The organism is Neochlamydia sp. EPS4 (genome assembly GCF_000813665.1).
Lineage (GTDB): Bacteria > Chlamydiota > Chlamydiia > Chlamydiales > Parachlamydiaceae > Neochlamydia.
In genome coordinates, this window is record NZ_JSDQ01000056.1 from 25868 (window position 1) to 40329 (window position 14462).

Sequence of the window (14462 nt, forward strand, 5' to 3'; positions counted from 1 at the left end):
CAGATGATTTAAAATCCTAAAAGCAGAAAGGCTTTAAAATTTAAAGATTTAATAGGGGCACAGCAGTCGGACAAGGGGTATGGCTGGGCCGACTTAAACCAAGGTTAAAATAAAGAGCTATGCGGTTATCTTTCTTATCATATTCTTTCCTTTGATAAGATAACTTAATATGCCATGCTTTTTGTACAGTAGCTAAAATGTCAATTTCATATTCACTGTAATTGGGTTCATGACGGCGGTTCCAGCCATGCCGTGATTCAAATTCTATCGCCCAGTTAGGGTGCCATCGATAAAATAGATGGATTAGCAAAGTATCTCTTCTATCCGAAAGCTGAGAGTCTTTTAACTTTTTTTCTGAATGGAAAGAATCTAAAATGAAATTTAATTGATCAGCTTTACGCCAAGCAAAAGACCCACGATGTCTCCATTCTAAAGATAAGGCTGCTTGACGATTAATCGTCCATTCGTTGCGAAAATTAAAATGATCCCATTGATGGCGTTGCATATCCCAACCGGCAGTAAAAGTATGACGTAAGGTGGGAAGCAAATTCCACGTCAAACGGCTGTAAATTTTAGGAGTCGCACGTCGAATGGTGGGAGTGTTAATAAAAGTATGGGCAAATAGTTGCCATTGCATCCAGCGGTCCAAGCCTTTTCCTTGGCGAGCATAATAAAAGCTATGATCGACTCCCCAAGTAAGCATATTCAACTGGTACCATCCATCGTGTATGTCAAAAATGTAATGTTCATTGGGTTTTATACCTGGTCTAGTATAGTACTTATACTTTACGTAGGGTTTTATAACATGCTTGAAACCAGAATAATGGCGCCTAAGTTGAGTGTTTGTTTCCACAGAAAACATCCCGAGGGCCACCCAATGATTATGCGCATGAGGATTGCTTCCATAATAGATCGCTGAAGCTCCAACTTCAGGAGTAGTGGTAAAAGGACCGGTTCGATACGAGCGGTATAATCTATGATAAAATTGCGCACGCGTAGAGTTAAAATTGTAGACATGATGGGAATGTTTAGCATACTGAAAATCTAGATAAGAAAGGCGCCAAAAATTTTCCGATATTATTCCGGTAGAGCCCAGAGAAAAAGGCCGAATGCTTATTTCCAAAGAGGGTAATTCTTGCTTAATCGTTTGAAAAGTATTGGCTCGTATTCGAGCAAAGAAGTTAGCTTTCCAAGAGTCACTCTGCTGAAATTTAACTTGCAGTTGAGTTTTGCCCGCCGTTTCCATATCTAAATTTTTATCCATATAGTCTGTAGCCATATCGATATCGCTAAGTTTATCCCATGTAGTATGAAGGCTGACTCCTTCTTTATCAAATAGCCTAGTATAGGCACCTTGAAATCTATAGCGCGTGCGTTGGCTTGGTTGATCTACCGATGAATCTCTTGCTATATAATTGACCATTTCAAGATTTTCTTGATTGTTTTCTGAATGATAAAGGGTATAGAAGCCTCCTCCTAAGCCCCTCTTAATTCTATAGTCAAGGCGCAAAAAGTTTTTAAACCCTGCCCAAGAAAATAGTTCATATTGCATTTCAAGACGGGTATTTTGTCCTCCGCGCCATGTAACATTAAAGCGCAGAGGGTTATCAAATATAGCGTTTAAATTAGCTTTAAATGAAGGGAGGCACAAAACTGGAAGGTGGACAAATTGAAATTGAATATTTTTAGCATCAAAAAGGTGTTTTTCGCGAAGTCGTGCTTTGGCTGCTGTCACTTGCCAATCAGTATGGTAATTTTCTGAAGTGGTGACAAACCCTTCATAGATAATGTAAGAACCATCGGCACAAAGCTCGATCGCACGCCCTCCAAAATACCAGGGTTCTACGGCAGAACGCGCCTGATAGATCAGGCCTGTTTGAGTTAAAAAGTTGTACTCTAGAGACTCTCCTATAAAAAAATACTCTCCCCACTCTAAAGCTACGTCCCCTTTGGCTGTCACCTGAAAGAGAAACCCTTCTTTAGTAATCTTACGGGTGTAAACAATATGACGGGCTTGGATGCGTAGATTTGGGCCTGTAATAACACCTCCTTCTGAAGTAGATAATACGCCATCGATGAAAACGGGGCTTCGTAGATCCACTTTAATCTCTTTCTCTACGCTGCTATTCAGGCTTTTAATTTCTTCAACGGAAGTACTAAAAAGAGAAGAGATCGTGAGAATAAGAAAAAGAGGGATAAAATATTTAATGTCTAGCGATAAGCTCATGCTATCTACCGGTCTAAGAAAATAAAGGAGTAGTTTAGCTATTTATCTTAGAGGGTGCAATAGGCTTTTTCTTTAACTTTTAAATTAAGAGGAAAATGCTTGTGTTAGTTAGGCACATAGATGGTTTTTTCCCCGTCAAGCTTCTATTCTGAAAAAAAAGTTGAACGGGCGCTTTTAAGAAGAAAGCTTTTGAAGAGGGTAGCTCTATTGTCATCCTAGCTTACCTATAAAATTTATCTAATAGTCTCACTAGGCATGTTTACAAGGTTCTCATTCCCAGGAGTTAAGGGACTAAAAATTAGTTTGTTTTTTTTCTATTCTTTGCTGCCCCCACGTCCTTGGATTAAATTTTAAGTTTTTTAAAAGATAAATCTTTTAGTAAAATTCAGTTTAAAATAGCATTAAATTAATAAAAACCACTACTGATTAATTCTTCAAGCTTATGCGAGATAAAAAGCTTTTAGTGAATAGCACGCATGAGCAGTCCTGCTAATGCATACCTGTTGATAGGATTTCCGTCTTGCATAGCCTCCAATAACAAATTAACAACTTGTTCATCTTTATTTTGTATAAGAGATTCGAATGAAGCGATCATTAATTGGGAATGCTCTTCAAGGGTTAATTGATAATTATCTTTTAAATCACGCAATTTGCTAGGCAAAAAGGGGCGAAATTGAAGAAGCTCATCTTTCTTACTGTTGGTAACCCAACGATATAAATTCTCTCTATAGGGGCCTTTTACTTTTAAAGAGTAGAGAGCCAGATTACAGTAATTACGGATAAGTGGTGCACCTATTTGCTGTTGATGCGCTTGAAGTAAAGCAATGGCTGCAGGAGTATTTAATTTTTTAAGTAAATCTGTTAAAAGAGGAATGAGATCGTTTTGCTGGCAAGCGAATAGTGTTTTAGCTATCTGTAAAAAATCTTGTTCCGGAAGGTCAAGAGCTTTTACTAGAGCTTCTTCTCTCATCTTTAATGATCTTTCAAAAGCATAAAGGCTATCCTTAAAATCCGGGTGCGCATAAGGAGCTGCCCTCCAAGCAGTAAGGCTTTTACCTGGAGAACATACGGAGGAATAACAGATGTCTTGGGGATGGGTAATTAAAATATCTTGTAATAAGACTTTTGTACAACGGGGATCTTGAAGGTAAAGCAGTGCCATGGCAGCATTAACCCTTACCTGTATATTAGGGTCGTTAATTAATAGAGCTAAACAGTCCTGACTTTCCTGCAGTTCACCTAACAAAAAAATGGCATAGATGTCTTTTTGCTTAGCTGCATTTTCTATAAGTATTTTGTATTCTTTACAACCTAGATCATATAAAGCTTTCCAGGCAGCAAGCTGTACATGGGAGACATTCGAGCAAGATAAATTTTTAAGCGTAGGAATTGAGGTCTCATCTTTAAGCAGACCTAAGGCAAATGCTGAGGCTTCTTGTTGTGCTTTTTCTTTATGAGTGGCAAGAGTACGAATTTTATATAAAAGTTCATCGCAGCCATATTTAGCGGCATTAATAATGGCAGCTAAACGTACTTCTTCATGAGAATGGCACATTAATTTACATAGCATATGGAGGGCTTCAGGAGTGCCAATCATGGCAAAGAATTCAGGAAATACTTCTTCCAAAATTCCTTCCCAACGATACATTAATGCTTCCGCATAAGCATAGGCACGAGGAGATTTTTTTTGTGCTAGCAGATAGGCGGCTTCTAAACGAATTAAGGGATGCTTAGTGTTCAAAGCGCGTTGTAAATTTTCATCTGCTTGATCATTTTGATACTGAGAAAGGAAATTAAGACTAATAAGTTGCAGCTCTGGGATGCCGCTGCTTATTCCTTCTTTTAAGATATAAAGCGCTCTTTCATTGAGACAAATGCCTGCTCCAAATAAAGTCATCAGGCGGGTGTTCAAGTCAGAACAGCGATAACCTTGGTCTAATAAAAGAAGAGCCATTTCTTGAAGGAACTCAAAATCATGTTTCCCAGTTTGCTTGTGATAACACTCATAAGCTTTTATGGCTTGAGAAACATTCCCCATGCGTACTAGAAACAATAAATGGGAGTGGTTATACTCTGTATACCCTTTATCCTTACCTGCCATTACAGAGGTATAAGGAAATAAAAAGCATAGCAAGCCATACAACCACTTAATTTTTATCTTAGGGTACATAATCCAACAGGTCTATTTCACAGTTTTTTAGCAAAGAGCGAAGGGTATTAAGAGGAAGCCCCATCACATTATAGTAACACCCATCAATTTTATTTACGATTAAGCTGCCCGCTCTTTGTATCGCATAGCCACCTGCTTTGTCGGCCCAATGAATTTTTTGATGATAGCGGTAGATATCTTCTTTTGTTAGGTGATTAAATAAAACGCGGGTTTCTTCCCAACCGGTGTATAAATTCGCCTTGTATAAGAGGACGACTCCTGTGAAAACACTATGCCATTTGCCTGCTAGATCCCAGAGCATACTAAAAGCTTCTTGCTCAGTTTGGGGTTTATGATACACTTTACCTGAGCGGTATACGATTGTATCTGCTGCTAAAATTGCCTCGTGATTGCCAATGTCTTTTACCGCTTTTGCTTTACCTTCGGCTATTAAGGAAACATATTTTATAGGATCACGCTTATAAATAACGCTATGTTCATCAAAAGATGGGGAAACTTGTTTGAAAGGCAGATTGAAATAACTTAGTATTTCTTTACGACGGGTTGACTGTGAAGCAAGAATAAGGTGCACCATGCAGTAGAGTCCTCGTAATAATCTTTTATGAGATAAAAACTTGCGAAAATATAAGTATTTTGATTTTTTCTGTCGGTAATAGAGGGCAGTAAGTTGTCAATAATTGTAAAATTTCTTTTTCTATTTCCTTTAAAGCCATTAAAGATATTTTATCGGTAGTTGGATAAATGCCTATATAATCTTTATCCTGAAAATGTATTTCTCGTAAAGCACTATTTAGCTCTGGGGCTATCTTATTTTGCTTCCATAATAAGCTTTGATTAAGATGCATACGCAATTCAGAAGTTATTAAACATCCTATAAAAATTTTAAGGTTAACTCCATCTTTTAGATCGGGCATAGGCATAAAAAAATTCACGCGCCTTTCTTTAACTTGTAAAGGTTGGAATAAAAAGAAGTTTAAAAGAACAATGAGATGCTCTTGGGCAGCTTCTTAGGAAATCGAATATTTGAGAAACTTAAAGCCCCTTCAATTAAGCGATACCTTTAAAGGCTAATTCCCTTTTTACACTGGCAACTAGTTTTTTAAAAATCCATAAATCTTCAAGGAAGGGGAATAAAAAAGGCTGGCTTTTGAAAAGCCAGCCTTTATATAAAGAGCCTAAGACTACTTTATTAGTTCACTATCGTACTTTCTTGTTGAACGATAGGTGTCTTGATTGCATCTGAAGAAACTTCAAATTTAACGCGTGCATCGCCAGATTTTTTAGCTTTGGCATCCACACGATATCTTAGTGTTTGTCTAGCTGCTACGTTTTTAACAGGTGCAAACTTAACTGTATTACCAGAAATTTGGCCTGAAGCATCACCAGACACTCCTATTGCTTGAACTTCCTCTGGGAAGGTAACCACAACTTGTACATTACTGTCCGGTTCTGAACCTTGGTTCACAACTACAATATTGTAGGCTGTAGAGTCATCAATACAGATAGGGTTCTCTGTCTGAGCTACTGATACGTTTAATGCAGGGCGTCCTTTCCAATGAGTCATCGATTCACAATGACCATTGCAATTTTGAGCGTTTGTGACGTCTACCTTGTTAGTAAAGCATCCCGCTACGCAGGTGGTAAGCGTAGTGTTGAAAGATACTTTTTCACCTGGTTTCATTTCTCTTAATCTCCAGGTCGCTGTATTACCGCTAATTGTTGCTCCATTAGCAGTTACAATCGAGGTTGAAGGAGGAGCATGATCAACGATTACTACATCTGTCAAAGGTAGGTCACCTGTGTTCATGACTATAATTTGGTAATCAGCATTTTTGCCGATTTGTTGCTCTTTTGGTCCTACTTTTGTGCACTCCATTTGACAGCAAGAAATGCATACTGTTGATTCGCAAGATACAGAATCAGCATTGCAGGCGGTCACAACGGCAGTGTTGGTGAACTTGCCACGCTTAACAGCTGTCGTGCAGATGTTAACAGTTTTAGATTGGCAAGGTTCTAAAGAGCCAAGCTTATAGACTAAAGTTTTTTGGCAGCTTACATGTTCTACACCTTCTGGTAGATTATCTGTGACCACCACATCTTCTGCTGCGCAGCTTCCATGGTTTGTTACAGTAATTGCATATTCAACAGGTTCACCTGGAGCTACTTGCTCAGGTCCAGTTTTTTTGCAAGTAAGAACTGGTTTAGCACAAAGTATGGAACAAAAACGAACAGGGACTGCTGTAGCACAGAAGCAGGCGCAAAGTTCACCTTCGATATCACACTTTAGCCATATTTTTGCTGGACGGCATTCACCTTTGCTCATGGAACCAAAATTCCATGATACTTTACGTCCATCCACGCGTCCTTCAGGCTGGCTTCTAATGTATGTTACGCCATCTGGTAGGGTAGTTGTTACATTCGCTTCACAAAGATCATCACAAGCTTTAACGTCAAATTCCAAAGGATATTGATCATTTAGCATGCATATTCTTGGATTACGAGCAGTAACAATCAGACCATCTTTACAGACAAGTTCACTTCCAGAAGGATGCTTGCAACCAGCTGGAGGTTTGCAATCTGGCTCGTATTGAGCATCAGAACTAGCTTGCTTGCTAGAGAATTTTGATGCGAAAAATGCTTTTGCTGCAGCAACTGGTGAAGTTGAAGTGACTCCCTCAGATGCTTGGTTTGTTTGATAAATAGGTGCTGGCTGTTCATAAACAGGGGCTGAATTGCTGGTTCTGTTATCAGCGCAACCTACCCACATGAGTGCGGTAGTGCACAAAAAAAGCAACGAGGCTATTATTCCTAGTTGTTTCTTCATTGATGACTCCTTTCGTTTGTTTTTGGTCATAGTAGATTAAATAACTTAAATGTTGGTCTAATCTCGTTTCTACAGTAGATGTATATAACACGATTGAACAAAACCTTCACTATTTTTTATTGTAGAGAGAATGTTCGTGAATTTCAGCGATAAGTTATCATGAATCTAAGAGCTTATCATTTAATCTCAAACCTTAATCTAATGATGGCTTCGACTGGCTCAAAATATATTAAGATTCTTTCGATCCTGCTTTTCCTTGTTTATCTCTGCATTTAACATATTTATATGTCGTTTAGTTTAATCGCCCTTTTTTTTAGCTTAAGTGAATGCCTAAGCCATTAAAAGGGGCAATTATTGTGACAGCCATTAGGTCCCGACAGCATTAAAGCTGTCGGAATTATAACTAATAATAGGTTGTATCACTACTGGTAGTATTCTCCCAAATATAGGGGGAAGGTGCTTGACGAGGCTCACAGGCTCTTGGAGCGCATGAAGTGCCAGTTTCGCTGTTAGACCACCAGCCGCAACCACAGCCAGTCAATGCTGTGGCAACTATTGCTAAAGATAATAAGTTAAAGGTTTTTTCATCTTTTTTCCTTCTGTTTTGTTTCAATAGTCATTAATTTCAATTAAGAAAATGCTTAACTTTTTTACTTAATTTCTTAATAGCAAACAGGGTCACAGACTGGTGCTGGAGCACATGGCCTTGGAGCATTTTTAACATAAGGCTTGGTATAGTAGGGCTGGGGAGAGCAAGGTTTTGCACATGGCTCATAGCCAGCACGATTTCCACAGCAGCCTGTTAATGCAATTACACTTACAAATAAGGCCACTGATGAAAAGAATTTTATAGCTTGTTTCATACTAACTCCTTGGGTTTAAATTTAATTTACTCTGCACGATCATTATTGAGTAGGTAATTTTTGGTCTCATTCATTTCCGTACTACAATTTGTATACTTCCAAAAAAAAGGATTTACCCTTTTTAGATACGCATTAGCTAATAAACTTTCCACTAGAATTTTTAATTTTATCAGTTTTTTGGAATGAAATTTTCATAATTCCCTTAAAAACAAACGTTTAAATTTTTTTAGCTTGAAACTAATTTTAATAAAAGCCTTGTTAAAATTCAAAGAGAGTGCCTTAAAGAAGACGCTTTCTTGATGGCTATTATGCTTGAAGAGCCAATATAGACATATTAAAAAATTATAAAAAAAGGAAAATAATTAGGAAATTGGAGGGTTTTTTTATGGGTATTCATATCTCATCCGCCTTCAATTTTCCTGACCAACCTAGCTTAGAGCGAAGTGTAGAGTAAAAATCATGATGAAGCATATTAACCAATCGAAACTTTTTTTGAGCAGAACTTAAATAAAATTTTTCTCCTGTTTTCATTTGGAAGCTAGAAAATCCATCATAGGTAACTTCAATAGGCTTGAGTTTGCTTATGTATTCAATACGGATTTGATGAGAGGGCAGAAGAACAATAGGGCGATTGGAAGTCGTGTGAGGACAGATAGGAGTAATGACAAAAGCTTTTAAGTTAGGAGTTAAAATAGGACCTCCTGCGGCCATTGAGTAAGCTGTAGAGCCACTAGGTGTAGCCACAATAATTCCATCGGCACAATAGGTATTTAAATAAATATCATCGACGTAAATTGAAATTTCGATCAGGGAAGGATTTTCAGCCCGGTGGAAAATAATATCATTAACAGCATAGCAGGTTCGATTATCCTCTGTTTTCCCAGCCATCATCATACGTTCACTTATAACAATTTTATCTGCTAAAAGATCCTCAAGACTTTGATAAGTTTCCTGAATAGGTATGTCGGCCATAAACCCTAAACCACCAAAATTGATGGCCATTAAAGGAGCTGTTAGTTCGGGATGACGTTGAATCACACGAAGAATGGTTCCATCACCGCCTAAAGAAATGATATAATCGATTTTATCAGGAGAAATGCTTGATAGGTATGCTGCATCAATTTCATCAGCTACCTCATCTTCTGCATAAACATGCGCGTTTCTTTTTTTAAGGAAAGCAGCAATTTGTTGAGCAATTTCCCCAGATGTTTTTTTTATCATGTTAGGAAAAAGCGCAATATGCATGTATATACCTTAAGCGTGAGCTTGCTGAATTTTTTGCAAGGAAAAATGTGAGAGAATACGATGAGCAATTTGGGGTGCGCTTAAACCAATTTCCTGAATTATCTCTGCATGGCTCCCTTGATCAAGAAAAATTTCTGGGATACCAAAATTTAATACTTGAATGTTTGTATAGCCTTTAGAAAGCAAGAAATGATTGATAATACTACCCATTCCAGAAGCGACCGAATGTTCCTCTAAAGTGACAATTTTTTGATGAGACATCAGCAACTTACAAATAAGGTCTGCATCTAAAGGCTTTACGAAGATGGGGTCCATAATAGTAGGATGATAGCCTTGTTGCTGAAGAATCTCACGTACTTGAAAGGCTATAGTATTCATATGGCCTAAAGAAATAATTAATATCTCTTCGCCTTCGGCTAAAATTTCTCCTTTGCCGGGAAGGCGATAATTTAAAGGTTCTTCTCTATCTTCTGTCATCATATTAGGGTAACGTATCGCCGCTGGATGGCCCCATGTAGGTGCTGATTCCATCAGCTCGCGTAGCATATGGCCATCACGAGGCTGGCTGATGATCATATTGGGCATAGCATTTAAAAATGAAAGATCATAAATTCCATGATGAGTCGCTCCATCGGGGCCTGAAATTCCACTTCTGTCGATGGCAAAGATGACAGGGAGCTCTTGTAAACAGACATCGTGAAAGACATTATCTAAAGCTCTTTGAAGAAAAGTAGCATAAATAGAGGCAAATACCTTCATTTTACGACCATATGCCAAGCCTCCACAATAAGTAATTGCATGAGATTCAGCAATTCCGACATCATAACAGCGCTCAGGAAACTTTTTCATAAAGTCTTCTAAACATGAACCTGCAGACATTGCAGGTGTAACGGCAACTACACTAGGATCGTTTTCGGCCATCTTTAAAAGATGGCTTCCAAAAATTTTTGGAAAAGTAAGTTTGGCTGTTAATGCTGGTAAAAATTTACCTGTTCCTGGGTTGAAGGGCCGTGCTCCATGATAAGAAATGGGATTTTTAACGGCTTCTTCCATGCCTTGCCCTTTATTAGTTAATATATGAAGAAGGACAGGCCATTTGGCATCTTTAATTTCTTCAAAAATTTCTACCATTTTTTTGATGTCATGGCCATCAATGGGACCGATATAAGAAAGCCCGTAATGCTCAAAGAAAGCCGCAGGACTTACTAAATTTTTCATTGATTCAGTAATTTTATGACCCTGTTTGGCCAAAAAAGGTCCATAGCTAGGAATTTTTGAAACCAGAGTGTCTAACTCTTGATAAATCTTATCGGTAGTTGGGTTGCTAAGTAAACGACTTAAAATTCGCGTAATAGCGCCTACATTTTTAGAGATGGACATTTCATTGTCATTTAAGATCACAATAAAGCGTTTTAAATCCCGAGGAATATTATTTAATGCTTCTAAAGATAAGCCGCAGGTAAGGGTAGCGTCGCCAATAATAGGGATGATATACTCAGAACGCTTGGTTAGATCGCGGTTTTTTGCCAGGCCTAAACCTAAGGATAGGGCTGTACCAGCATGTCCTGCATAGAAATGATCATGGGGGGATTCTTTGGGATGGCTAAAGCCACATAGTCCTTTGTACTGGCGGATGGTGGGGAATAGTTGATTGCGTCCCGTTAAAATTTTGTGCGTATAGGTCTGGTGGCTTACATCCCATAGAAATTTGTCCAGAGGAGAAGAAAAAGCTTTATGTAAGGCAAGAGTTAGTTCAATGGCTCCTAAGTTAGAAGCAAGATGTCCTCCATTAATCGACATTACCTCAATAATACGTCGTCTGATCTCATCGGCAAGAGTGTTTAAAGCGGCTAAAGGAAGTGGTTTGATGTCTTCGGGCGATTGAATTGTCTCCAGGATAGTCGTGCTCATTTTATTGTTTCTTTCCTTACTATGAATTAAATTCTTGCGTGAGTGGCTTTTTATCTGGGTCTAATACTACCTCACCATTACGATTTTTCACTAATATTTCAATTTTGCGCTCTGCTTCTAGTAGCCTTTTTTGGCAGCTAGAAATAAGCCTATCAGCTTCTTCATATAGCTTTAATGATTCATCTAAGCTAATCGCCCCTGAATTCATTTTTTCTAAAATTTCTTCCAGCCGTACAAAAGCAGCTTCAAAACTAAGTTCTTTATCATTCACTGGCTTTAATTTCCTTTACAGTTGAAAGAACTTCCCCATCTGACAAATATATCCGAAGGTCTTGATTCTTATGGATGTTAGTTACGGAAGTTATAACTGAATTATCCTTTTCAGAAAAGAGAATAGAATAACCTTTGGTTAAAAGGTTTTTAGGGTTGATTAGGTGCAAAGCTACTGAAATACTTTCTAATTGCTCTTTTTTGGAATCTATAATATGCCTCATTTGATGGTAAATATTTTTATCCCAATATTTTACTTTCTCTTGCAAGTATGCAATTTGAGAAGAAGGTCTGAGAGTTTGCAGCCTTTTATTAGAAGCATCCAAGATAAGATGCAGCCTACAAATTTTTTGCTTGATTAGATAATCGAGCTGCTGGCGGTTATCATCTAGCCTTTGGATCCACGGCCCTAACAGATAATAAGGCGAAGAGAGCATAGGCTGTTTAAGAAATGCGCTTAAGCGTTGCTTGGATAGAAAAACTTTGTGAGAAATGCTTTGCGTAAGCCTTCTCTTTATTTGTTCTAAGTGTTTAAGTTGCTCAAGTTTATCAGCAATTACGATTTCTGCAGCTGCAGAAGGAGTAGGAGCTCGAACATCAGCAACATAATCTGCAATGCAATGATCTGTTTCGTGGCCTACTGCAGAAATAATGGGAATATGGCTATAAAAAATTGCCTCCGCTACAATTTCTTGGTTAAAGCACCATAAATCTTCAATACTCCCTCCCCCTCGGCCTACAATTATTACATCTACTAAATCATGTTCGTTAAAGAAATGGATCGCTTGGGCGATTTCCTGTGCCGCTTCTAAGCCTTGAACGCGCACCGGATTAATAAGAAGGTTAAGTCCTCCCGAACGTCTTGTTAAAATGTTTAAAATATCTTGGATAGCTGCTCCTGTAGGACTAGTAATTACACCTATACGGTTAGGCATACGAGGAAGGGGCTTTTTATGCTCTTTTCTAAACCATCCAAGTTGGTGAATTTTTTGTTTTAGTTCTTCTAGCTTAATTAGCAACTCCCCCAGGCCTACTGGCTTCATCTCATAGATCACAATCTGATAATTTCCTCGTGTAGGATAGACATTAATTGCCCCCCTCACTAAAACTTGCATACCATCTTTAGGAGGGGATCGCAATAAAGCCGCTTCTTGTCGCCAGATGATAGCGCTGATCTGCGCATGGGCATCCTTAAGAGAGAAATATATATGCCCAGAAGAATGAGGTTTACAATTACTAATTTCTCCTTGTAACCATACATTGGGAAAAGTTCCTTCTAAAGACAGTTTGATTGCCTGAGTCAATTGAGTGACAGATAAAACTACTGGTTCTGAGGCTGGAAGATGCATAAAATGAAATTTATATCCTATTTTTTCTAAGGTAATATAGAGTATAAAGAAGTTCGTATTTAAGTGAAAAGAAAGGCTAAGTAATTTTTATCTCTCTCTTCGCAGTTTGGCTATAAAATGCGGAATTTGCTAGAAAAAGAAAAGCGCCTTTAAGAGCAAAAAAAGGAACTTATAACCCTTCTTAAGTTCAGATAGATTCAAGGAAAGGGGGGAGACCTTCCAAGCATTTAGGAGCAGCCACAGCTCTTGGGGATTAAGTGACGCGGTAATTTTGATTTGGTTAAAAGAATAATATTGATTCTTTTCTTTGCCTTATTTGAGAAAAACGGCTCTTTTTGGTGTGTTGTTCTAATTCTTCTACCGCTTCTACAGGCAGACTGGTGAGATGGTTTTGATATAAGTGCGGATTACTTGTTTAAAGATAAGATGGCTAAAAGTTTTTTATTTCATTTTAGCCCACCCCAATTTAAAAAGTACTTACGGCCATTCTACAATTGAAAACGCTGCCTTATCTTTTCTGCAATATCTTTCAAAGGATTTTCGGCTAATTCAAGCCTTTGCAGATCAGACAGCTGCCCGATTTCTATAGGCAGGCTGGTGAGCTGGTTTTGATTTAAGTAAAGCTGTAGCAGATTAGACAGCTGCCCGATTTCTGCAGGCAGGCTGGTGAGCTGGTTTTGATTTAAGTAAAGCACTCGCAGCTGAGACAGCTGCCCGATTTCTGCAGGCAGAGCGGTGAGTTGGTTTTGATTTAATTCAAGCCTTTGCAGCTGAGACAGCTGCCCGATTTCTGCAGGAAGGCTGGCGAGCTGGTTTTGATTTAAGTCAAGCCCTCGCAGCTGAGACAATTGCCCGATTCCTGTAGGCAGAGCGGTGAGCTGGTTTTGGCTTAAGTTAAACCATTGCAGCTTAGACAATTGCCCGATGTCTGCAGGCAGACTGGTGAGTTGGTTTTGATGTAAGTGAAGCGTTTGCAGCTCAGACAGCTGCCCAATTTCTGCAGGAAGGCTGGCGAGCTGGTTTTGATTTAAGTAAAGCACTTGCAGCTGAGACAGCTGCCCGATTTCTGCAGGCAGAGCGGTGAGCTGGTTTTGATTTAATTCAAGCCTTTGCAGATCAGACAGCTGCCCAATTTCTGCAGACAGAGCGGTGAACTGGTTTTGATTTAAGCCAAGCCATTGCAGCTTAGACAGCTGCCCAATTTCTGCAGACAGAGCGGTGAACTGGTTTTGGCCTAAGTGAAGCTGTAGCAGATTAGACAGCTGCCCCATTTCTGCAGGCAGAGTGGTGAGTTGGTTTTGATTTAAGTTAAGCGTTTGCAGATCAGACAGCTGTCCAATTTCTGTAGGCAGAGCGGTGAGCTGGTTTTGATTTAATTCAAGCCTTTGCAGCTGAGACAATTGCCCAATTTCTGTAGGCAGAGCGGTGAGCTGGTTTTGATTTAAGTGAAGCCATTGCAGCTGAGACAATTGACCTATTTCTGAGGGTAAATAAGTCAAGCCTGCTCTAGATAAATCCAAAGCCGTGATGTTTTTACAATTTTCTTCAATCCAATCTCTAAGTAGCTCTCCTTTTTTTTCTAGAGGCAAGTGCTTAATTTCTT

At 38.7% G+C, this 14462-nt stretch carries 10 protein-coding genes; all 10 read right to left on the bottom strand.

Translation table 11 applies throughout. From position 1 onward, the window contains the following. Positions 1-40: 40 nt before the first annotated feature. The gene (locus DB42_RS05705; protein WP_052436013.1) at positions 41-2227 is read right to left on the bottom strand and encodes a hypothetical protein; all 2187 of its coding nucleotides are present in this window, start codon (positions 2225-2227) and stop codon (positions 41-43) included. 460 nt (positions 2228-2687) lie between these two features. Continuing rightward, the gene (locus tag DB42_RS05710) at positions 2688-4397 is read right to left on the bottom strand and encodes a HEAT repeat domain-containing protein (protein ID WP_052436014.1); all 1710 of its coding nucleotides are present in this window, start codon (positions 4395-4397) and stop codon (positions 2688-2690) included. Next, on the bottom strand, positions 4387-4971 hold the full coding sequence (locus tag DB42_RS05715; protein WP_044882117.1) for a nucleoside triphosphate pyrophosphatase: 585 nt from the start codon (positions 4969-4971) through the stop codon (positions 4387-4389). Before DB42_RS05715 ends, DB42_RS05710 begins: the two co-directional genes overlap by 11 nt. A 25-nt stretch (positions 4972-4996) precedes the next feature. Further along, complete coding sequence (locus DB42_RS05720; protein WP_155117438.1) at positions 4997-5329, bottom strand: hypothetical protein; 333 nt, start codon at positions 5327-5329, stop codon at positions 4997-4999. 257 nt (positions 5330-5586) lie between these two features. Further along, positions 5587-7221, bottom strand: coding sequence for a DUF11 domain-containing protein (locus tag DB42_RS05725; protein ID WP_042240675.1), 1635 nt, complete (start codon positions 7219-7221; stop codon positions 5587-5589). A 1256-nt stretch (positions 7222-8477) separates the two neighbouring features. Then, on the bottom strand, positions 8478-9329 hold the full coding sequence (locus DB42_RS05730) for an NAD(+)/NADH kinase (protein ID WP_044882118.1): 852 nt from the start codon (positions 9327-9329) through the stop codon (positions 8478-8480). Positions 9330-9338: 9 nt separating this feature from the next. After that, entirely contained in the window at positions 9339-11240 is a 1902-nt protein-coding gene (locus tag DB42_RS05735) for a 1-deoxy-D-xylulose-5-phosphate synthase (protein ID WP_044882119.1), read from the bottom strand. Between the two features lie 19 nt (positions 11241-11259). Further along, entirely contained in the window at positions 11260-11511 is a 252-nt protein-coding gene (locus DB42_RS05740; RefSeq protein WP_044882120.1) for an exodeoxyribonuclease VII small subunit, read from the bottom strand. After that, positions 11504-12859, bottom strand: coding sequence for an exodeoxyribonuclease VII large subunit (gene xseA, locus DB42_RS05745; RefSeq protein ID WP_044882121.1), 1356 nt, complete (start codon positions 12857-12859; stop codon positions 11504-11506). The genes DB42_RS05740 and xseA overlap by 8 nt, the downstream gene beginning before the upstream one ends. A gap of 488 nt (positions 12860-13347) precedes the next feature. Then, positions 13348-14462, bottom strand: a 1115-nt coding sequence (locus DB42_RS05750; RefSeq protein WP_044882122.1) for a leucine-rich repeat domain-containing protein, incomplete at its 5' end; no start/stop codon positions are given.

Coding starts and splice junctions, on each gene's coding strand:
- DB42_RS05705 (WP_052436013.1), bottom strand. CDS start 2,227: ATGAGCTTATCGCTAGACATTAAATATTTTATCCCTCTTTTTCTTATT.
- DB42_RS05710 (WP_052436014.1), bottom strand. CDS start 4,397: ATGTACCCTAAGATAAAAATTAAGTGGTTGTATGGCTTGCTATGCTTT.
- DB42_RS05715 (WP_044882117.1), bottom strand. CDS start 4,971: ATGGTGCACCTTATTCTTGCTTCACAGTCAACCCGTCGTAAAGAAATA.
- DB42_RS05725 (WP_042240675.1), bottom strand. CDS start 7,221: ATGAAGAAACAACTAGGAATAATAGCCTCGTTGCTTTTTTTGTGCACT.
- DB42_RS05730 (WP_044882118.1), bottom strand. CDS start 9,329: ATGCATATTGCGCTTTTTCCTAACATGATAAAAAAAACATCTGGGGAA.
- DB42_RS05735 (WP_044882119.1), bottom strand. CDS start 11,240: ATGAGCACGACTATCCTGGAGACAATTCAATCGCCCGAAGACATCAAA.
- xseA (WP_044882121.1), bottom strand. CDS start 12,859: ATGCATCTTCCAGCCTCAGAACCAGTAGTTTTATCTGTCACTCAATTG.